Below are 19,978 nucleotides of genomic sequence, written 5' to 3'. Positions count from 1 at the left end.
CGTGGACGCCTTCGCCCCCCGCATCCAGCAGCGGCTCGACGCGCTGGCCCAGATCAGCGCCGAGCCCGGCGCGATCACCCGCCTCTACCTCACCCCCGAGCAGGCGCGGGCCGAGGCCCTGGTCGCCGGCTGGATGGGCGAGGCCGGGTTGCAGGTGCGCCGCGACGCCGTCGGCAACCTGATCGGCCGCGTCGAGGGCCACGAGCCCGGCGGGCCGGCCCTGGTGATCGGCTCGCACCTCGACACCGTGCGCAACGCCGGCTGCTACGACGGGCCGCTCGGCGTCGTCGCCGGCATCAGCTGCGTCGAGGCCGTGCTGCGCCAAGGACCGCCGCCGGTCGCGATCGAGGTGGTGGGCTTCGCCGACGAGGAGGGCGTGCGCTTCGCCGCGACGCTGACCGGCAGCCGGGCGTTCGCCGGCCATCTCGACCCGGCGGCGCTGCGCACTCTCGATGCCGCCGGCACGACGCTGGCCGCCGCGATGCGCGAATACGGCCTCGACCCGAAGGCCGTCCCGACCGCCGCCCGCACGCCGGATCAGATCCTCGGCTACGTCGAGCTCCACATCGAGCAGGGGCCGATGCTGGAGCGCGAGGGCCTACCGGTCGGCCTCGTCACCGCGATCAGCGGGGCGAGCCGCCTGGAGATCACGCTGTCGGGGGAGGCGGGGCACGCCGGCACCGTCGCGATGACCGAGCGCCGCGACGCGCTCGCGGGCGCCGCCGAATGCATCCTGGCGATCGAGGCGCGCTGCCGCGGCGAGGAGCACCTCGTCGGCACGGTCGGGCGCATCCAGGCGCTGCCGGGGGCGGTCAACACCATCCCGGGCCAGGCCAAGTTCAGCTTGGACCTGCGGGCGCCCGACGACGCGCAGCGGCACGCCGCGCTCGCCGACATCGACCTCGCCTGCAAGCGCATCGCGCTCCGGCGCCGGCTCGGCTTCGGCATCGCCCTCCTGCACGAGGCGGAAGCCGTCCCCTGCGACCCGGGGATGACGGCCCTGGTCGAGGCGGCGATCGTCGCCGAGGGCCATCCCGTCCTGGCGCTGCCGAGCGGGGCCGGCCACGACGGCATGGCGGTGGCGGCGATCGCGCCGATCGCCATGGTGTTCGTGCGCTGCCGCGGCGGCATCAGCCACAACCCGGCCGAGTTCGCCAGCCTGCCCGACATCGAGGCCGGGACCCGGGTGCTGCTCGGGACGGTGCGCGGGTTCCTCGCGGCACGGGAGCGGTCGGCCGATCAGACCAGCCCGAGGTCGGCCGGCGCCGCATCCGCGAAGACCCGCCGGAGGCTCGCCGGATCGAGCCCGTAGAGGCGTCGCAGCAGCCCGGCGAGCAGGCTGCGGTAGTCGGTGAGCACGGGATGGTCGCGGTTCTGGAACAGGTGCGCCTCGTCGGCCCGCACCTGCGGCCCGGCGATGCGGCCGCCGCGCACGGCACCGCCCAGCACCCAGTAGACGCTGCCGTGCCCGTGATCGGTGCCGCGGTTGCCGTTCTCGCGGAAGGTGCGGCCGAACTCGGAGAGCACGACCACCACCGTGTCGTTCCAGGCGGGGCCGACCTCCTCGACGAAGCCGGCCAGCCCGCGGCCGAGCTCGCCGATCCGGTCGGCGAGGTAGCCGGTGGCGGCGCCCTGGTTCACGTGCGTGTCCCAGCCGCCGACGTCGACGAAGCCGAGGTTGAACGACTCGCGCATCAGCCGGCCGATGCGCCGGGCCGAGCGCGCGAAGCCCTTCGGCGAGACGGCGCCGCGGTCGGCCTCGGCCTGATGCTCCGAGACCGACTGGTAGACCGCGTCGCGCACGCGGAACCCCTCGGCCACCGAAGCGGCCAGCGGGGTGTCGCGGTACATCGCCGTGATCAGCCCAGCCTGGCGCGCGTCGATCCCGGGCTTGGCGACCTCGTTGATCGCGATGTTGGGCACCGTCTCGGTGCCGCGGAAGATCAGCGGGATCTGCTCGGTGAAGGCGATCGGGCGCGTCCGCGTCAGCTCCGCGGCGAGCCGGGCCATGAAGCCCGAATTGTAGTCGCGGGAGGCGCCGACCGTCTGCCCGAGCTCGATCGTGTCCTGGGTCTCGAAATGGCTGCGCGTGAGGTCGTCGGTGCCGGCGAACGGCACGAAGGCGGCCTGCCCCCGGGCGTAGAGCGGCAGGATCGTGTCGCGCAAGCTCGGGTGGAGGCTCCAGTCGGCGTCGAGCGCCAGCGCCGCCGCCGGGTCGGCCGCATCCGGCCGGGCGACCGCGAGGGTCGGCCGGGCGCGGTAGTAGAAGTCGCTGCCCGTCGGGATCACGACGTTGGCCGCGTCGTAGGCGCCGCGCAGGAACACCACGAGCAGGCGCGCATCCGCCTTCGGCGCGGCCCAGACCCGGCCGGCGACGGTGGACAGGCCGAGCGCGAGGGAGGCTCGGATCAGCGCGCGGCGGTGCGGGTCGCGCGGGTCCATGGGCGGCCTTCAGCGCATGAATTCGGGGGCGGACAGGAACAGGGTGTTCCAGTCCTGCGGGGAGACGGCGCGGGCCAGGGCGTCCCGGGTCGGGGCGCTCAGGGTCGCCGAGAGCGTCGAGAAGTAGAGCCCGTTCTGCAGCAGCGGGAAGGCCGGCTCGTCGGCCATGTCGGGGGCGGGCTTGAACAGGCCGGCGGAGCCCGACCCGATCTGCCGGGCGATCTCGAAGCGCGTCGTCATCTGTCCCGGCCCGTTCCAGGCGGCGGCGCCGAGCGGGTAGCCGTCCGGCGTCGAGCGGTTGAACAGGCCCTCGCTGAGGCGGTTGAGCCAGCCCTGGATCGGCGCGGCGTTGCGGATCGTCCGCCCGTCGTAGGCGAGGCGCACGGCCGAGAGCACGTAGCGGGCCGGGTCCTTGAACCCGCCCCCGAGGGAGGCCGCGAAGTCGGGCGCGTGGAACAGCGCGTCGAGCACGGCCGCGATGTCGCCGTCGCTTTGGGTGAAGACCTGCGCCAGCCGCGCCACCAGGGCGTCCGAGGGCGGGGCGCCCAGGAAGTAGCGCGCGAGCGCGGCCGACACGGTTCGCGCGGTGGCGGGCTCGCGGGCGATCAGGTCGAGCGCCTCGACGATCTCGGGCCAGCCGCGGCCGCGGATCGCGTGGCCGAGGAAGACCTTGTCGCCGTAATCGTGGCGGTTCGGGTTGAATTCGAACAGGCCGGCGCGGACGAGGTCGGCCTGGCGCTCCGGCTTCAGCTTCGGGTCCTCGGGGCGGGCGTCGATGCCGACGCCGGTGAGGATGCGGGCCAGCGCCTCGACGTCGCCCTGCGTGTAGCCGGAGCCGACCCCGAGGGTGTGCAGCTCCATCAGCTCGCGGGCGTAGTTCTCGTTGAGGTGGCCGGCGGCGTTGTCGGCATTGTCGAGATAGCGCAGCATCGCCGGGTGCCGCAGCGTCGCCTCCAGCAGGTCGCGGAAGCGGCCGAGCGCGTGCGGGCGGATCGCCGCGTCGACGTAGTCGCCGACCATCGCGCGCAGGTTCGCCTTGCCCTGGTGGACGTTGAAGCGGTTGAGCCAGAACCAGGTCAGCCGCTCGCGCACCTGGTCCGGGCTGTCGAGCGCCCGCAGGATCGTGGCCGCGGCGGCGTCCCGGGCGGCGGCCGAGAGCGCCCCCTGGTAGGCCTGCTGCGCGGCCTTCTTCGCATCCGGGTCGGGCTCGGCGTTGGCCGCCCGCGCCTGCGCGTCGAGGGCGGAGATCCGCTCGAGCAGCGTGCCCTTCGGCGTCAGCGCGTCGACCTGCGCCTGGGCGGCCTCCGGCAGGGCTGGGCCTGCCGGCGGATGGAGCTGCTCCCGGAGCCAGCGCTCGCGGCCCTTGGCGCGGAGCTCCGCGTGGCTGGTCGGCGAGACGCCCCAGGTCACGGCGTCAAGGAAGGCGGCGTCGGCCTCGGGCGTGGTCGCGGCCCGGGCCGCGGCGCCCGCGAAGGCGAGGCCCGTCGCGAGCGTCAGGCAGGACAAGCGGAGCGCGGGCCGCATCATCGGATCCCCCCTCGTGCCCGCACGATCCAGCCACCGGATTGTGGCGCCGGTGCGGTAAGGGGCGCCGCGCCTATTCCAGCGGGCCGATCGCGGCCTCCACCGCCGCGACCACCGCCCCCGAGCGCACCAGCGCGAGCGCGGCCTCCATCTCGGCCTGGTACCAGCGGTCGCCCGACAGCGCCGGGGCGATGACCTTGCGCACCGCGTCGAGGGCGGCCTGCGTGCCGGAGCCGAGGGGATGGTCCTGAGCGACGTCGGCGACCAGCGAGAGCGCCTGGCACGCCATCAGGATCTCGCCGGCGACGATGGTCTCGACGTTGGCGACGACGGTGCGGGCCTTGCGCGCGCACCAGGTCGAGTTCGAGACGTGGTCCTCGGCGTTCGACTTGCCGGGGATCGAGTCGACCGAGCCGGGCATCGACAGGGTCCGGTTCTCCATCACCAGGGCCGACATCGTGCACTGCACGGTGGCGAAGCCGGTGTTGAGGCCCTTCTTGCCGGCGAGCAGGTTGCGCGGCAGGCCGTAGCTCATGGTCGGGTCGATGAGGCGCGCGAGCCGCCGCTCCGAGATCGAGCCGAGGTCGGTGGCGGTGATGGCGAGCAGGTCCATCGCCTGCGCGACGTAGGCGCCGTGGAAGTGCCCGGCCGAGATGCAGGTGTAGTGGTCGGCCCCGTCGGCGAAGATCAGCGGGTTGTCGGTGGCCGCGTTGATCTCGGTGCCCATGATGCCGTCGACGTAGGCCAGCGCCTCGCGCACCGGCCCGTGCACCTGCGGCGCGCAGCGCAGCGAGTACACGTCCTGCACCCGCGGCGGCGGGGCCTGGCCGGGGGCGCGGGCCTCGTCGGGGAACACCGTGACGCGGGCGCCCTCCGTGCAGCGCTCGGAATCGCCGATCATCCGCAGGACGTTGCGGGCCGAGGCCGCCTGGCCCTTGTGCGGGCGGGCGGCGTGGACGCGGGGATCGAAGGCGGCCTTCTCCGCACGCAGGGCCTCGAGCGTCAGGGCGAGGGCGATCTCGGCGGCCTTGAGGACCCGCTTCATGTCCTCCAGCGCCAGCACGCCGACGGCGAGCGACACGGTGGAGCCGTTGATCAGCGCCGAGGCGTCCTTGGCCTCCAGCGGAAACGCCTCGGGCAGGCCCGCCGCCTTCAGCGCCGCGCGGGCCGGCAGGCGGCGTCCCTCGTAGAACGCCTCGGCCTCCTCGAACCCGCAGATCGCGCCGGCCAGGTGCGCTAGCGGCGCGAGGTCGCCCGACGCCCCGACCGAGCCCTTCGACGGGATCACCGGCACGATCCCGGCGTTCAGGCAGGCGAGCAGGCGGTCGACGACCGCGACGCGCGGCCCGGAGAAGTTCGACGCGAAGGCGTTGGCGCGCAGCAGCATGGTGGCGCGCACCGCCTCCGCGTCGAACGGCTCGCCCATCCCGGTGGCGTGGGCGTAGACGGTCAGCCGCTGGTAGGCCTCCATCTCGTCCATGCGCACGCGCTGGTCCTTGAACAGGCCGACGCCGGTGTTGAACGAGTACATCAGCGGCGCGTCGTCGGTCATGAAATGCGCGTCGATGTAGTCCCGCGCGCCGACGAGGCTCCTGCGCGCGCCCTCGTCGAGCACCGCCTCGGCGCGGAGGCCCGCCGCGTCCGGCCGGGCGACGGCGAGCACGTCCGCGGCGGTGAGGGTGCGGCCGTCGATGGTGGTCATCGTCATGGGCTGTCTCTCGAAAGGGGCTTTCCCGGAGCGGAGCACGAATCAGGCCGTCACGGCGCCGGGTGGCGGGCGATCCAGTGCCGGGCGATGTCGACGCGGCGGGCGAGCCAGACCCGGTCGTGCGCGGCGACGTGGTCGAGGAAGCGGGCCAGCGCCGCCATCCGTCCCGGGCGGCCGACGAGGCGGCAATGCAGGCCGACCGACATCATCTTGGGCGCCGTCGCGCCCTCGGCGTAGAGCACGTCGAAGCTGTCGCGCAGGTAGGCGAAGAACTGGTCGCCGGAATTGAAGCCCTGGGGGCTCGCGAAGCGCATGTCGTTGGCGTCGAGGGTGTAGGGCACCACGAGGCCGGTGCGCCCCGCGCCCGTCAGCCAGTAGGGCAGGTCGTCGGCGTAGGAATCCGACAGGTAGGTGAAGCCGCGCTCCAGGCCGAGCTCCAGCGTGTGGATCGAGGAGCGACCGGTGTACCAGCCCTCGGGCGCCGAGCCCGTCACCGCCGCATGGATGCGGATCGCCTCGTCCATCGCGGCGGCCTCCTCCACCCGGGAGGCGTCGCGCATGTCGATCCACTTGAGGCCGTGGCTGGCGATCTCCCACGCGGCCTCGCGCATCGCCGCGACGGCCTCCGGGTTGCGCATCAGCGCGTGCGCCACGCCGAACACGGTGACGGGAATCCCGCGGGCGGTGAACAGCCGCCACAGCCGCCAGAACCCGGCGCGCGCGCCGTACTCGTAGAGCGATTCCATGTTCATGTGGCGCTGCCCCGGCCAGGGCTGCGCGCCGACGATCTCGGACAGGAACGCCTCGGATGCGGGGTCGCCGTGCAGGATGCAGTTCTCGGCGCCCTCCTCGTAGTTCAGCACGATCTGCACCGCGATGCGGGCGCCGTCCGGCCAGTCGGCGGCCGGCGGGTTGCGGCCGTAGCCGACGAGGTCGCGGGGATAGGGGCGGGGATCGGTCAACGGGTCTGCTCGGGCGGTCTGAAGGCTCGGGGACGCAACGACGCAGCCGCCTCCGCCGTCAACCCCGCCGCAGCCCTCGGCCCCGCAAACCCGCCCTCGGCCATACGCAAGCCGGCCCGAATCCCGCTTGACCGCCGAGGCGAGCCGCGGAAGCTCGGCCCCGTGCCGCGAAGCCGGGCACGAAGCCAGGACGGACGATGCGCACGATCCCGATCGAACCGATGGACGAGGTTGCCTTGCGGCCCTTCGCCGACCTGCTCGCCGCGCCCGCGGCGGGGCCGCGGCAGGACCATGCGAGCCCGATCGAGAACCGGCGCGCGGGCGTCTCCGCCAACCTCGCCCTGATCCGCAGCGAGCCGTTCGCCGGCCTGATGCCGCTGACCCGCCTGGAGCGGCATCCGCAGTCGAGCCAGGCCTTCCTGCCGCTCGCGGTGGATTCCTACCTCGTCGTGGTGGCGCCCGACCGCGACGGGCGGCCCGACGAGGCCGCGATCCGCGCCTTCCGGGTACCGGGGCAGGCCGGCATCAACTACCGCGCCGGCGCCTGGCACGCGCACCTGATGACGGTCTTGGCGCCCGGCACCTTCGCGATGCTCGTGCACGAGGACGGCACGCCGGAGGATTGCGTCTTCGCCGCGATCGCGCCGGTGACGCTCAGCGCCGGCTGACCGGCCCTGCGTCCACGATGGACGTGGCAGCCGCCGATTGCCTATCTCGTAGGCAGACGCGATTGACCGGATTATGCCTATTCGACGAGCAATTCAGGCGTCCGGCCCAGCGGGGCGGCTTGGCGCGGCCCTTGCCCGCTCGAGGTCCGATCGTTCGATGAGGATGCCCGATGACGACCCGCGATGCACCGCCGCCGGATCTCGACGCCTTCGCCGCCGCCGCGGCCCCGCTGCTCGGGCTGCGCCTCGATCCCGCCTGGGTCGCGCCGGTGATCGCCAACCTCCGGGTCCTGGCCGCCGCGGCGGACCTCGTCGGCGGCTTCCCGCTGCCCGACGAGGCCGAGGCGGCCCCGGTCTTCGAGGCCTGAGGCGATGGTGGAGCAGAGCACCGACTGGAGCCGCGCCGACGCCGCTTCGATCGCCGCCGGCGTCGCGGAGGGGCGCGTCCGGGCCCGCAGCGTGATCGAGGCGACGCTGGCGCGGATCGGCCGGGTCGACCCGGCGGTCAACGCCTTCACCGACGTGACGGCCGCGCGCGCCCTGGTCGCCGCCGACGCCGTGGATGCGCGGCGGGCCGCCGGCGCGGCGTCGGGGCCGCTCGCCGGCGTGCCCTTCGCGGTGAAGAACCTGATCGACTGCGCCGGCCTGCCGACGCGGGCGGGATCGACGATCAACCGCGAGCGGGCGCCGGCCGCGCGCGACGGCGCCCTGGTGCGCCGGCTGGAGGCGGCCGGCGCGGTCCTCGTCGGCGCGCTCAACATGGGCGAGTACGCCTACGACTTCACCGGCGAGAACGTGCACGACGGCGACAGCCGCAACCCGCACGGGGCCGGCCACATGACCGGTGGCTCGTCGGGCGGCTCGGGCGCGGCGATCGCCGCCGGCCTGGTGCCGCTGACGCTCGGCTCCGACACCAACGGCTCGATCCGGGTGCCCTCGGCCTTCTGCGGCTGCTTCGGGCTCAAGCCCACCTACGGCCGCCTGACCCGGGCCGGCAGCTTCCCCTTCGTGAACAGCCTCGACCATCTCGGGCCGATGGCGCGCAGCGTGACCGACCTGGCCCTCGCCTACGACGCGATGCAGGGTCCCGACCCGGACGACGCTGCGGCGACCGCGCGGGCCGCGGAGCCCGTCCTGCCGGGGCTGGATTCCGGCCTCGGCGACCTCCGCATCGCCGTGGCCGGCGGCTACTTCGCCCGCGGCGGCGACCCGGAGGCGTTCGCCGCGGTCCAGGTGGCGGCGCGGGCGCTCGCCGCGACGCGGGTCGTCGAGATCCCGGAAGCCGCCCGCGCCCGGGCGGCGGCCTACCTGATCACCGCGGCCGAGGGCGCCGCGCTCCACCTCGACCGTCTCCGGACCCGGCCGGAGGACTTCGATCCGGCGGTGCGCGACCGCCTCATCGCCGGCGCGATGCTGCCGGCGCCCTTCGTCGAGCGGGCGCAGCGCTTCCGGCGCTGGTACCGCGGCGCGGTGGCCGACCTGTTCGCGGACGTCGACGTGATCCTGGCGCCGTCCACCCCCTGCCGGGCGCCGCCGCGCGGCCAGACGCACTTCACCCTCGACGGCGTCTCCCTGCCGGTGCGGGCCAATATCGGCGTGTTCACCCAGCCGATCTCGTTCATCGGCCTTCCGGTGGCGGCGGTGCCGGTCTGGCTCGACGGCGGGCTGCCCCTCGGCGTGCAGGTCATCGCCGCGCCCTGGCGCGAGGACGTGGCGCTGCGCGTGGCGCGGGTGCTGGAACGGCTCGGCATCGTCCGCGCCCCGATCGCGGAGCTGACGTGATGGTGGTCGACGATTTCGCGGTGAAGGCCGAGGTCGAGGCGGCGTTCCGCGCCTACGAGACCGCGCTGACGGAGAACGACGTGCCGGTGCTCGAGGCCTTGTTCCGCGACGATCCCCGCACCATCCGCTACGGCGGGGGCGAGAACCTCTACGGCATGGACGCGATCCGCGCCTTCCGCCGGGCGCGCTCGCCCGTCGGCCTGGAGCGGACCCTGTCCGAGACGGTGATCACCACCTACGGGCGGGATTTCGCCACCGCGATGACCCTGTTCTTCCGCGAGAGCGCGCCGGGTCGGATCGGGCGCCAGAGCCAGACCTGGGTGCGGTTTCCCGAAGGCTGGCGCGTGGTCGCCGCGCATGTGAGCCTGATCGACGGGTAGGCCCCCCGCCGATCCGCGCCTCCGGTGCGATTGAATAAAGAATGACACCACAGCGCCGGTCTGGCCGCGCGCTTGCATGGAGCGGGGCGTCCTCTCGGGCGCCCCGTCGCGGGGGCCCGCCTCACGGAGCAGACCCGCCCGACATGCCGTTTCGCTCGATGAAGACCTTCACCGCCCGTGCGGCGTTCGCCGGCGCCCTCGCGCTGTCGGCCCAGGCGCCCTCCGCCGCGATGGCGCAGGGCACGCTCCGGATCGGCATGACCGCCTCCGACATCCCGCTGACCACCGGCCAGGCCGACAACGGCGGCGAGGGCATGCGCTTCATGGGCTACACGGTCTACGACGGGCTCATCAACTGGGACCTGTCCTCGGCGACCAAGCCCTCCGACCTCGTGCCGGGGCTGGCCGAGAGCTGGGCGGTGGACGCCGCCGACAAGACCAAGTGGACGTTCAAGCTGCGCCCCGGCGTGACGTTCCACGACGGTTCCGACTTCACCGCCGACGCCGTGGTGTGGAACCTCGACAAGCTGCTGAAGAACGACAGCCCGCAATACGATCCGCGCCAGTCGGCTCAAGGCCGCACCCGCATCCCGGCGGTGGCGAGCTATCGCGTGGTCGACCCGCTGACCGTGGAGATCGTCACCAAGGCGCCGGACGCGACGCTGCCCTACCAGATCGCCTGGGTGATGATGTCCTCGCCCGCCCAGTGGGAGAAGCTCGGGCGGAGCTGGGACGCCTTCGCCAAGACCCCGTCCGGCACCGGCCCGTGGAAGCTGACCCTGTTCGCGCCGCGCGAGCGCGCCGAGATGGTCCCCTTCAAGGCGTACTGGGACAAGGCCCGCGTGCCCAAGCTCGACAAGCTCGTGCTGGTGCCGCTGCCCGAGGCCAACGCCCGCGTCGCGGCGCTCCGCTCCGGCCAAGTTGACTGGATCGAGGCGCCCGCGCCCGACGCCGTCGCCTCGCTGAAGGGCGCCGGCTTCACCATCGTCACCAACACCTATCCCCACAACTGGACCTGGCACCTGTCGCGGGTCGAGGGCTCGCCCTGGAACGACGTGCGCGTGCGCAAGGCCGCCAACCTCGCCATCGACCGCGAGGGCCTGAAGGAGCTGCTCGGCGGGCTCGCGGTGCCGGCCACCGGCTTCTTCCCGCCCGGCCACCAGTGGTTCGGCCACCCGACCTTCAAGGTGACCTACGATCCGGCCGCGGCCAAGAAGCTGCTCGCGGAAGCCGGCTACGGGCCGAACAAGCCCCTGAAGACCAAGATCGCGATCTCGGCCTCCGGCTCCGGACAGATGCAGCCGCTGCCGATGAACGAGTTCGTGCAGCAGAACCTCGCCGAGGTCGGCATCCAGGTCGACTACGAGGTGGTCGAGTGGAACACGCTGATCAACATCTGGCGCGCCGGCGCCAAGGCCGACATCTCGCGCGGCGTGACGGGCATCAACTACTCGTACTTCATCCAGGACCCGTTCACCGGCTTCATCCGGCATCTCCAGAGCAACTTCGCGCCGCCGAACGGCACCAACTGGGGCTACTATTCCGACCCGGCGATGGACAAGCTGTTCGACCAGGTCCGCAACACCTTCGACAAGGCCGAGCAGACGGCGGTGCTGGAGAAGGTCCATGAGAAGTTCGTCGACGACGCGCTGTTCATCATGATCACGCACGACGTGAACCCGCGGGCGATGAGCCCGAAGGTGAAGGGCTTCGTCCAGGCGCAGAACTGGTTCCAGGACTTCTCGAACATCACCATCGCGACCGCGGGGCGCTGACGCGATCCCTCCCCCCGTCGCGGGGGAGGGGCCGGCCCACGCCCGCCCCCCGGTCATCGGAACAAGGACACCCGGATCCGATGCTGCTCTACATCCTCAAGCGCCTCGTCGCCGTGACGCCCGTGGCGTTCGGGGTCAGCCTGGTCTGCTTCCTGCTGGTCCACCTCGCGCCGGGCGATCCCCTGAGCGCGATCCTGCCGGCGGACGCGACGCAGGCGACCATCGACGAGATGCGCGCCGCCTACGGCTTCGACAAGCCGCTGCCGGTGCAGTACGCGATCTGGCTCTGGCACGTGCTGCACGGCGACCTCGGCGTCTCGATCGCCACCGGCCGGCCGGTGCTCGGCGAGGTCTCCCGCGCGGTGGTCAACAGCCTGATCCTCGCCTCGGTCGCGACGCTGATCGGCTTCACCTTCGGCACCCTGTTCGGGTTCGTCGCCGGCTATTACCGCAACTCGATCCTCGACCGGGTCGCCTCCGCGATCTCGGTCTTCGGCGTCTCGGTGCCGCATTACTGGCTCGGCATGGTGATGGTGATCGTGTTCTCGGCCAACCTCGGCTGGCTGCCGCCGACCGGCGCCGGGCCCGACGGCTCCGGCAACTGGCGGCCCGATCTCGAGCATCTGCGCTTCATCATCCTGCCCGCCGTCACGATGTCGGTGATCCCGATGGGCATTATCGCCCGCACCGTGCGGGCGCTGGTGGCCGACATCCTCGCCCAGGACTTCGTCGAGGCCTTGCGCGCCAAGGGCCTCGACGAGGTCGGCGTGTTCAAGCACGTGGTCCGCAACGCCGCGCCGACGGCGCTCGCGATCATGGGCCTGCAGCTCGGCTACCTGCTCGGCGGCTCGATCCTGATCGAGACGGTGTTCGCCTGGCCCGGCACCGGCTTCCTCCTGAACGCCGCGATCTTCCAGCGCGACCTGCCCCTGCTCCAGGGCTCGATCCTGGTGCTGGCAATGTTCTTCGTCGCCCTCAACCTCCTCGTGGACGTGATGCAGACCGCACTCGATCCGCGCATCGAGCGGGCCTGAGCCCGAGGAAAGCATGACGTCATGACCGCACCCGTCACCGCCGCCACCATGGCCCTCGACGGCGGCATCGCCCCCGCGGCGTCCGAGGTCGAGCCCGACGCCTTCGTCGCCTCGCGCGGCTACTGGGGCCATGTCGGCCGCCGCCTCGTGCGCGACCCCGTGGCGATCGCCGCCGGATTGGTGATCCTCGCCATCGTCGTCGTCGCGATCCTGTCGCCGTGGATCACGCCGATGGACCCGTATCGCGGCTCGATGCTGCGCCGCCTGAAGCCGGTCGGCGACGCGACCTACTGGCTCGGCTCGGACGAGCTCGGCCGCGACATGCTGAGCCGCCTGATGGTCGGCGCCCGGCTGTCGCTGTTCATGGGCGTGACGCCGGTGCTGATCGCCTTCGTGATCGGGTCGTCGATCGGCATCGTCGCCGGCTACGTCGGCGGCTGGACCAACACGATCCTGATGCGCACCATCGACGTGTTCTTCGCCTTCCCCTCGGTGCTGCTCGCCATCGCGCTCTCGGGCGCGCTCGGCGCCGGCATCTTCAACGCCATCGTCTCGCTCACCTGCGTGTTCGTGCCCCAGATCGCGCGGATCTCCGAGAGCGTCACCACCGGCATCCGCGCGCGCGACTACATCGACGCGGCCCGCCTCTCGGGCGCCTCGGCGCTGACGATCATGCGGGTGCAGGTGCTGGGCAACGTGGTCGGGCCGATCTTCGTCTACTCCACCGGCCTGATCTCGGTCTCGATGATCCTGGCCTCGGGCCTGTCCTTCCTCGGCCTCGGCGTGCGCCCGCCGGAGCCCGAATGGGGCCTGATGCTCAACACGCTGCGCACCGCGATCTACGTCAACCCGACGGTGGCGGCGCTGCCGGGGCTGGCGATCTTCATCGTCTCGATCTCGTTCAACCTGTTCTCGGACGGCCTGCGCAGCGCCATGGAGATCCGCCAGTGATCCCCACGGCTCGGCACCGCCCCCCTCTCATCCGCCCGACGTCGGCGAGCGCGCCCGCGCGTCGCCGCCCACGCGGCGGATCGCCGTCGCGGCATCAGCGCCCAGGGCAACACTCATGAGCGTCATCGTCCAGCCCGCCGACCTCGCGACCGCTTCGCTACGCGACCGCGGCGGCCCGGCCCAGCCGCTCCTGTCGGTCTCCGGCCTCGTCAAGCACTTCCCGGTGCGCAAGGGCGTCGGCGGCAAGAAGTCGGTCGTGCGCGCCGTCGACGGCGTCGACTTCTCGGCGCTCAAGGGCGAGACCCTCGGGATCGTCGGCGAATCCGGCTGCGGCAAGTCGACGACGGCCAAGCTCCTGATGGGCCTGATCGAGCGCGACCAGGGCGAGATGCTGTTCGACGGCGAGGCGGTGGGCAGCCGCGCGATGCCGTGGCGGACCTATCGCCGCCAGGTGCAGATGGTGTTCCAGGACAGCTACGCCTCGCTCAACCCGCGGATGACGGTGGAGGCCTCGATCGCCTTCGGGCCGACGGTCAACGGGGTCGGCAGCCGCGAGGCGATCGAGCGTGCCCGCGGATTGCTGGCCCGCGTCGGCCTGGAGCCGAAGCGCTTCGCCGGCCGCTACCCGCACGAGCTGTCCGGCGGCCAGCGCCAGCGGGTCAACATCGCCCGCGCCCTCGCGCTGGAGCCGCGGCTGATCCTCCTCGACGAGGCGGTCTCGGCCCTCGACAAGTCGGTGGAGGCGCAGGTGCTCAACCTGCTCCTCGACCTCAAGGCGGAGTTCGGGCTGACCTACCTGTTCATCAGCCACGACCTCAACGTGGTGCGCTTCATCTGCGACCGGGTGATGGTGATGTATCTCGGCCGCGTCGCCGAGCTCGGCCCCTCGGACACGGTGCTGGCCGAGCCCGCCCACCCCTACACCCAGGCGCTGCTCGCCTCGATGCCGTCGCTCGATCCCGACAACCGCACCGAGGCCGCCCTGCTCACCGGCGATCCGCCGAACCCGATCGACCCGCCGGACGGCTGCCGCTTCCATCCGCGCTGCCGGCTCGCCGAGCCGGTCTGCTCCGGCGTGACGCCGCCGCTCGCCCCGATCGCGCCGCTGCATCAGGCCGCCTGCCTCGCGCGCCAGCCGGGCTCGGGCCATTCCCTTGCTCCCGCTGCCGAGCAGGTGGCGGCATGAGCGCGAAGATGAGCGCGGACATGAACGCGTCGGCCCCCGCGGTCGAGCTCACCGACCTCAAGGTCGGCTTCGGCAAGGTCGAGGTGGTCGACGGGGTCGACCTGCGGCTCGAGCGCGGCCAGGCCATGGCGCTGATCGGCGAGTCGGGCTCGGGCAAGAGCGTGACGCTGCGCGCGATCCTGCGCCTCTTCCCGGAAGGGCGCAGCCGCACGCGGGGCGGGATCTCGGTGGCGGGCCGCGACGTGCTCGCGCTGTCGAAGCGCGAGCTGGCGGATTTCCGCGGGCACGTCGCCTCGATGATCTTCCAGGAGCCGCTGCTCGCCTTCGACCCGGTCTACACCGTCGGCCGCCAGATCACGGAAGCGATCCGCCGCCACGAAAAGATCGATGCGGCGGGAGCCCGGCAGCGGGCGCTCGCGCTGTTCGAGCGCGTCCGCATCCCGAGTCCGGAGCGGCGCCTCGACGCCTACCCGCACGAGATGTCCGGCGGGATGCGCCAGCGCGCGATGATCGCGCTGGCGCTCGCCTGCCGGCCGCAGGTGCTGCTCGCCGACGAGCCGACCACGGCGCTCGACGCCACGGTGCAGATCCAGATCCTGCTGCTGCTGCGCGAGCTGCAGCGCGATCTCGGCCTGTCGATCATCCTGGTGACGCACGACCTCGGCGCCGCCGTCGAGGTCGCCGACCGGATCTCGGTGATGTATGCCGGCCGCATCGTCGAGACCGGCACCGCGCACCAGGTCGTGCTCGATCCGCACCACCCCTACACGATCGGCCTGCTGCGCAGCCGCGCGGAGGGGGCGCTGGCCAAAGGCGCGCGGCTCCAGACGATCCCGGGGAGCCCGCCGGACCTCGCCAACCGCCCGGCCGGATGCCCGTTCGCCCCGCGCTGCTTCCTCGCGATCGACAAGTGCCGCGAGACGCCGCCCTCGCTCAGCGTCGGCGACGGGCACCTCGCCGCCTGCTGGCGCACGGAGGAGGCGTCGGCCGCCTACCGCGCCGGGCCGCAGCCGGGGCGGGCCGAGGCGGCGGCCTGAGGGGGAAACGCGGACGATCGGCCCGATCAGGCCTTCTTCCGGCCGGAGGGACCAGACTCGGCGTCCTGCGAAGGCGGAAACGGCTGACCGGCTGCGACGGCGCCCCCTCGGTCCGATCCCGTCCGCCGATAAATCCCCGCCTCACGCGCCGTATCGGCTTCCGCATGCGGACCTGCGCCTGGATCATCCACGATGCGGGCCAGCACGTCATGCATGCGGGTCTGCCAACCGGGACCGGTCGCCTTGTAGGCATCGAGCACACGGCGATCGATCCGAAGCGTGAGTTGCACCTTGGGCGACGCGGCCCGCGGGCGTCCGCCGCGGTTTCTCGGAAGCGCGGCGTAGATATCCGGAGGCAGCTCGCGAGCCGGTCTCAACGCGGCGAGTTCCACGTCCGTCAGGTCGGGGTTGTCGGAGACCTCATCCCAATCCGCCTGGGAAAATGCGGGCGCGTCTGTCTTGCGATCCGAGACGATCATGGACGGCCCTTTCCTTCGGATTGGCGTAGCGCAAACTCACCAGGGCGATGGCTTCCGCCCCCAATGGCGAGACGATCACGACGACGACCAACCGGTCCCGCCATCGACCGATGATCTTGTAGCGGATGCGGCCGGTGCGGCTCGGCTGCGCGGGCAGGTAGACGGCATCCTCGCCATCGAAAGCGGTCTCGAACTCGGCGAAGTCGAGCCCATGCTTGAGCAGGTTCGCCTGCCGCTTCGCCTCGTCCCAGACCGCCGTCACGGGTTTATGTAACTCCGAAAACCATGAGGGACAATCCGGTCGGCTCGTTGGTGCCGCATCGGTCGGTTGTCGAACCCTCTAAAGCCGGATTCGGGATGATAGCACAGGCGCGCGGTGCGGATGGCAAGGCGCGGGCCACGTCGCCTCATCCCCCGCCGGCGGCCCACAGGGTCGTCGCCAGGCGCGTCACCGCCGGCGCGATGGCGCGCTCGGGCACGGCGGCGTAGCCGAGCAGCAGGCCCGGCTCGGCCGTCATCGGGTCGGCATGGTAGGCCGAGAGCGCCACGGCCGCGATGCCGGCCTGCGCCAGGGCGGCGACGGCCGCGGCGTCGCCGAGCCGGGGCGGCCAGTCCGGACCGGGGCGAGCGACCAGGTGCATCCCGCCCTCCAGCGGCGCGACCGCGAGCAGGCCCGCGGCGTGGTCGCGGGCGGCGTCGAGCAGGGCGGCCTGCCGCCCGGCATGGAGCTTCCGCGTGCGGCGCAGGTGGCGTCCGAGATGGCCCTCGTCGATGAAGCGGGCGAGCGCGCCCTGGCCGAGGCCGGAGGGCGCCGGCCCGGTCTCCGCGAGCGCCCGCTGGACCGGGCCGGCGAGCCCTTGCGGCAGCACGAGGTAGCTCAGCTGCAGCGCCGGCAGCAGCACCTTGGAGAAGCTGCCGGCGTAGATCACCCGTCCGGTCCGGTCGAGGGCGCGCAGCGGCGGCAGCGGCCGGCCGGCATAGCGGTACGTGCCGCCGTAATCGTCCTCGACGATCCAGGCGCTTGTGGCCTCGGCCCAGGCGAGCAGCGCCAGCCGGTTCTCGAGGCTCATGGCGTGGCCCAGCGGATAGTGATGCGCCGGGGTCACCACGGCGAGGCGCGCGCCCATGGCGGCGCCGGCCCGGTCGATCGCGAGGCCGCCCGGCCCGACCGGGACGGGGGCGGGGCGCAGGCCGGCCTCCGCCAGCGCCGACGCGATGCCAGGAAACCCCGGATCCTCGACCAGAGCCGTCTCGCCCGGATCGAGCAGCAGCTGGGCGAGTAGCCGCAGGCTCTGGCGGATGCCCGCCGTCACGATCACCTCGTCGGCCGTGCAGGCGACGCCGCGGGTGGCGGCGAGGTAGGCCGCGGTGGCGGCGCGCAGGCGCGGGTCGCCGAGGGGTTGGGGCGGCGGGGCGCCGTCGCGCCACTCGGTCTGGAGCAGGCGCCCGAAGGTCGCGAACGGGAACGCGTCGGCGGCCGGCCGCCCGAGGGCGAAGGCATCCGGCGCGACCGGCGCGGAGAACCACGCCCGCGCCGACGACGCCATCAGGGCCGTCCCGCGCCGCGACAGCACGGGCGGTGCCGGGAAGGACCCGGCGGCCTCGGGCGGGCTCGCGACGGCGAGGGTGTCGTCGGGGAGGATGGCGGCCACGCGGGTGCCGGAGCCCCCGCGCGCCGTCAGGTAGCCTTCGGCGACCAGCTGCTCCAGCGCGGCCAGCACGGTGCCGCGGGCGCATCCGAGATCCTCGGCCAGCGCCCGCGAGCCGGGGAGGCGGGCGCCGCGGGCGATCCGGCGTTCCAGGATCGCCCGGCGAAGCGCGTCGCCGATGCGCGCCTGCAGCGGCAGCGCCCCGCCGGGCGCGAGATCGAGCACGAGGGGGAGGGCGCTCGCGTCCCCGGGAGGGCTCGTCCCCGCCGTTTCCCTCTCCGGGTCCTTGCGCACGAAGTGGTCCAGTCGCTTGCGTGAAACCGGATCTTTTGCCTGGACCGGAGATCGGTCAAGCACGGGCCTCCACCGGTCCGGAGCGCCGCGATGTACCAGCCACCGCATTTCCGAGAGGACGACCTCGGGGCGCAGCATGCCCTGATCCGCGCCCATCCCCTCGGGCTCCTGGTCACCGCCGGTCCGGGGGGCCTGATGGCGAACCCGATCCCGTTCCTGATCGACGGCGCGGCGTCCGAACGGGGGACGCTGCGCGCGCACCTGGCGCGGGCCAACCCGCAATGGCGCGAGCTGGCGCAGGTCGCGGAATGCCTCGTGGTGTTCCAGGGTCCCCAGGGCTACGTCACCCCGTCCTGGTACGCGACCAAGCGCGAGACCGGGAAGGTGGTGCCGACCTGGAACTACGCCACCGTCCACGCCTGGGGTCGGCCGCTTGTGGTCGACGACCCCGACTGGCTCCGCCGCCAGATCACCGAACTCACCGACCAGCGCGAGGCGTCGCGGCCCGAGCCCTGGTCGGTGGACGACGCGCCCAAACCCTTCACCGACGCGCAGGTGAAGGGCATCGTCGGGATCGAGATCCCGGTCGCGCGCATCGCCGGCAAGTGGAAGCTCAGCCAGAACCGGCCGGAGGCCGACCGCGCCGGCGTGGTCGCGGGTTTTCGCGCGGCGGGCGGCCGGGAGGATATGGCGGCGGACATGTCAGCACACATGGCCGACCTGGTGCAGGAACGGAGCGGACGATGAGCGCGCGCGAGAACAGCTTCGGCCAGCCGATCGGGCCGGCCCTGCCCGACTGGCGCCCGCGCCCGCTGCCGCCGCGGGAGGCGATGCAGGGACGCACCTGCCGGGTCGAGCCGCTCGATGCGGAGCGCCATGGCGCCGACCTGTTCTCGGCCTTCTCCGCGGCGCCGGACCGGCGGGGCTGGACCTATCTCGGCAACACCCTGCCAGAGACGGAGAGCGCCTACCGGGCCGAGCTGGCGGCGATGGCGGCCGGCGCCGACCCGCTGTTCCACGCGGTCGTCGATGCCGGCACCGGCCGGGCGGTCGGGATCGCGTCGTACCTGCGCATCGATCCGGCCAACGGCGTCATCGAGGTCGGGCACCTGCACTTCTCGGCCCTGCTGGCGCGGCGGCCCACCGCGACCGAGGCCATGGCCCTGATGATGGCCCGCGCCTTCGACGAGCTCGGATACCGCCGCTACGAGTGGAAGTGCGACGCCCTCAACGCGCCCTCGCGCGCGGCGGCCCTGCGCTACGGCTTCACCTTCGAGGGCGTCTTCCGCAACGCCGTCGTGGTGAAGGGCCGCTCGCGCGACACCGCCTGGTTCTCGGTCACCGACGCCGAGTGGCCCCGGGTGAGGGCGGCGTTCGGGGCCTGGCTCGCCCCCGGCAACTTTTTCGAAGACGGGCGGCAGCGGCGATCCCTCGCCGATCTGCGAGCGGGCTGATCCCGGCTCAGCCCCCCGCGCGGGCCGCCCTGACGAAGGCGGCGATGCGGTCGGGATCCTTCACGCCCGGGCCCGCCTCGACGCCCGAGGAGACGTCGACCGCGGTGGCGCCGGTGCGGGCGAGCGCCGCGGCGACGCTGACCGCGTCGAGGCCGCCCGACAGCATCCAGCCGGCGGGAAGGTCCGCCCCGGCGAGCAGATCCCAATCGAAGGCGCGGCCGTTGCCGCCGGGCAGCGCGGCTCCGGGCGGCGGCTTGGCGTCGAGGAGCAGGCGGTCGGCGACGGCGTAGGCCGCGATCCGATCGAGGTCGGCGCGGGTCGCGACGCCGATGGCCTTCATCACCGGGCGGCCGGCGAGGCGGCGGATTTCGCCGACGCGCTCCGGGGTCTCGGAGCCGTGCAGCTGGATCAGGTCGGGATCGATCGCCTCCATCGCGGCGGCGAGCGCGGCATCGTCCGGATCGACCAGCAGCACGACGCGCTCGGCCCTGCCGCGGGCCTGCTCGGACAGGGCGCGGGCCGTGTCGAGGCCGACATGGCGCGGGCTCTTTTCGAACCGCACGAGGCCGATCCAGTCGGCCCCGGATTCCAGCGCGGCGGCCAGCGTCTCGGGCGTGCTCAGGCCGCAGATCTTGACGCAAATCGACATCGCC

The 19,978-nt window shown here is 73.0% G+C and carries 19 protein-coding genes and 1 pseudogene; 12 read left to right on the top strand and 8 right to left on the bottom strand.

The genetic code is table 11. The annotated features are described in order from the left end of the window. Position 1: 1 nt before the first annotated feature. The gene (locus tag MKK70_RS04085; protein WP_243945936.1) at positions 2–1,312 is read left to right on the top strand and encodes an allantoate amidohydrolase; all 1,311 of its coding nucleotides are present in this window, start codon (positions 2–4) and stop codon (positions 1,310–1,312) included. Here MKK70_RS04085 and MKK70_RS04080 read toward each other — a convergent pair. From MKK70_RS04080 to puuE, 4 genes and pseudogenes are all read right to left on the bottom strand, one after another. Further along, complete coding sequence (locus tag MKK70_RS04080; RefSeq protein ID WP_147843549.1) at positions 1,240–2,442, bottom strand: DUF1501 domain-containing protein; 1,203 nt, start codon at positions 2,440–2,442, stop codon at positions 1,240–1,242. The two genes, MKK70_RS04085 and MKK70_RS04080, sit on opposite strands and share 73 nt — an antisense overlap. 9 nt (positions 2,443–2,451) lie before the next feature. Continuing rightward, complete coding sequence (locus MKK70_RS04075; protein WP_243945934.1) at positions 2,452–3,969, bottom strand: DUF1800 domain-containing protein; 1,518 nt, start codon at positions 3,967–3,969, stop codon at positions 2,452–2,454. Positions 3,970–4,039: 70 nt separating this feature from the next. Then, positions 4,040–5,674, bottom strand: coding sequence for a histidine ammonia-lyase (hutH, locus tag MKK70_RS04070; protein WP_243945932.1), 1,635 nt, complete (start codon positions 5,672–5,674; stop codon positions 4,040–4,042). 56 nt (positions 5,675–5,730) lie between these two features. Further along, a pseudogene (gene puuE, locus MKK70_RS04065) lies at positions 5,731–6,636 on the bottom strand (allantoinase PuuE); the annotation flags it as partial. 197 nt (positions 6,637–6,833) lie between these two features. Between puuE and MKK70_RS04060 the strand changes: the two are divergent. The 9 genes from MKK70_RS04060 to MKK70_RS04020 all read left to right on the top strand — a co-directional run bounded on the left by MKK70_RS04060 (position 6,834) and on the right by MKK70_RS04020 (position 15,449). After that, positions 6,834–7,304 (top strand): ureidoglycolate lyase, encoded by a 471-nt coding sequence (locus MKK70_RS04060; RefSeq protein WP_409568240.1) that lies wholly within the window; start codon positions 6,834–6,836, stop codon positions 7,302–7,304. Between the two features lie 170 nt (positions 7,305–7,474). Then, positions 7,475–7,672: a DUF4089 domain-containing protein gene (locus MKK70_RS04055; RefSeq protein ID WP_147729047.1), complete on the top strand. Its 198-nt coding sequence runs from the start codon at positions 7,475–7,477 to the stop codon at positions 7,670–7,672. Between the two features lie 4 nt (positions 7,673–7,676). After that, positions 7,677–9,086: an AtzE family amidohydrolase gene (locus MKK70_RS04050; protein WP_243945928.1), complete on the top strand. Its 1,410-nt coding sequence runs from the start codon at positions 7,677–7,679 to the stop codon at positions 9,084–9,086. After that, a complete protein-coding gene (gene hpxZ / locus MKK70_RS04045; RefSeq protein WP_147727497.1) occupies positions 9,086–9,466 on the top strand; it encodes an oxalurate catabolism protein HpxZ in 381 nt (126 codons plus the stop codon). Before MKK70_RS04050 ends, hpxZ begins: the two co-directional genes overlap by 1 nt. Before the next feature lie 143 nt (positions 9,467–9,609). Beyond that, a complete protein-coding gene (locus tag MKK70_RS04040) occupies positions 9,610–11,241 on the top strand; it encodes an ABC transporter substrate-binding protein (protein WP_147842972.1) in 1,632 nt (543 codons plus the stop codon). Between the two features lie 80 nt (positions 11,242–11,321). Next, the gene (locus MKK70_RS04035) at positions 11,322–12,275 is read left to right on the top strand and encodes an ABC transporter permease (protein ID WP_243945927.1); all 954 of its coding nucleotides are present in this window, start codon (positions 11,322–11,324) and stop codon (positions 12,273–12,275) included. A gap of 21 nt (positions 12,276–12,296) precedes the next feature. After that, a complete protein-coding gene (locus MKK70_RS04030; RefSeq protein WP_243945926.1) occupies positions 12,297–13,226 on the top strand; it encodes an ABC transporter permease in 930 nt (309 codons plus the stop codon). A 115-nt stretch (positions 13,227–13,341) separates the two neighbouring features. Beyond that, positions 13,342–14,412: an ABC transporter ATP-binding protein gene (locus MKK70_RS04025; protein ID WP_147727493.1), complete on the top strand. Its 1,071-nt coding sequence runs from the start codon at positions 13,342–13,344 to the stop codon at positions 14,410–14,412. A gap of 20 nt (positions 14,413–14,432) precedes the next feature. Continuing rightward, positions 14,433–15,449, top strand: a complete 1,017-nt coding sequence (locus MKK70_RS04020) for an ABC transporter ATP-binding protein (RefSeq protein WP_243945961.1) — start codon at positions 14,433–14,435, stop codon at positions 15,447–15,449. Between the two features lie 26 nt (positions 15,450–15,475). Here the strand turns inward: MKK70_RS04020 and MKK70_RS04015 are convergent, their stop codons facing one another. The 3 genes from MKK70_RS04015 to MKK70_RS04005 form a co-directional block, all read right to left on the bottom strand. Then, complete coding sequence (locus tag MKK70_RS04015; RefSeq protein ID WP_243945925.1) at positions 15,476–15,928, bottom strand: BrnA antitoxin family protein; 453 nt, start codon at positions 15,926–15,928, stop codon at positions 15,476–15,478. Next, entirely contained in the window at positions 15,870–16,190 is a 321-nt protein-coding gene (locus MKK70_RS04010; protein ID WP_243945924.1) for a BrnT family toxin, read from the bottom strand. Before MKK70_RS04010 ends, MKK70_RS04015 begins: the two co-directional genes overlap by 59 nt. A 145-nt stretch (positions 16,191–16,335) precedes the next feature. Then, on the bottom strand, positions 16,336–17,871 hold the full coding sequence (locus MKK70_RS04005) for a PLP-dependent aminotransferase family protein (RefSeq protein ID WP_243945923.1): 1,536 nt from the start codon (positions 17,869–17,871) through the stop codon (positions 16,336–16,338). A gap of 90 nt (positions 17,872–17,961) precedes the next feature. Between MKK70_RS04005 and MKK70_RS04000 the strand changes: the two genes are divergently transcribed. Both MKK70_RS04000 and MKK70_RS03995 read left to right on the top strand, forming a co-directional pair. Then, complete coding sequence (locus MKK70_RS04000; RefSeq protein WP_243945922.1) at positions 17,962–18,618, top strand: FMN-binding negative transcriptional regulator; 657 nt, start codon at positions 17,962–17,964, stop codon at positions 18,616–18,618. Next, positions 18,615–19,325: a GNAT family N-acetyltransferase gene (locus MKK70_RS03995; protein ID WP_243945920.1), complete on the top strand. Its 711-nt coding sequence runs from the start codon at positions 18,615–18,617 to the stop codon at positions 19,323–19,325. The genes MKK70_RS04000 and MKK70_RS03995 overlap by 4 nt, the downstream gene beginning before the upstream one ends. Positions 19,326–19,332: 7 nt before the next feature. Here MKK70_RS03995 and MKK70_RS03990 read toward each other — a convergent pair whose 3' ends face one another. Then, the gene (locus MKK70_RS03990; protein ID WP_243945918.1) at positions 19,333–19,974 is read right to left on the bottom strand and encodes a phosphoribosylanthranilate isomerase; all 642 of its coding nucleotides are present in this window, start codon (positions 19,972–19,974) and stop codon (positions 19,333–19,335) included. Positions 19,975–19,978 lie beyond the last annotated feature (4 nt).

The organism is Methylobacterium sp. E-041, from assembly GCF_022829665.1.
GTDB lineage: Bacteria > Pseudomonadota > Alphaproteobacteria > Rhizobiales > Beijerinckiaceae > Methylobacterium.
This window is presented reverse-complemented; position numbering and strand designations above follow the sequence as displayed.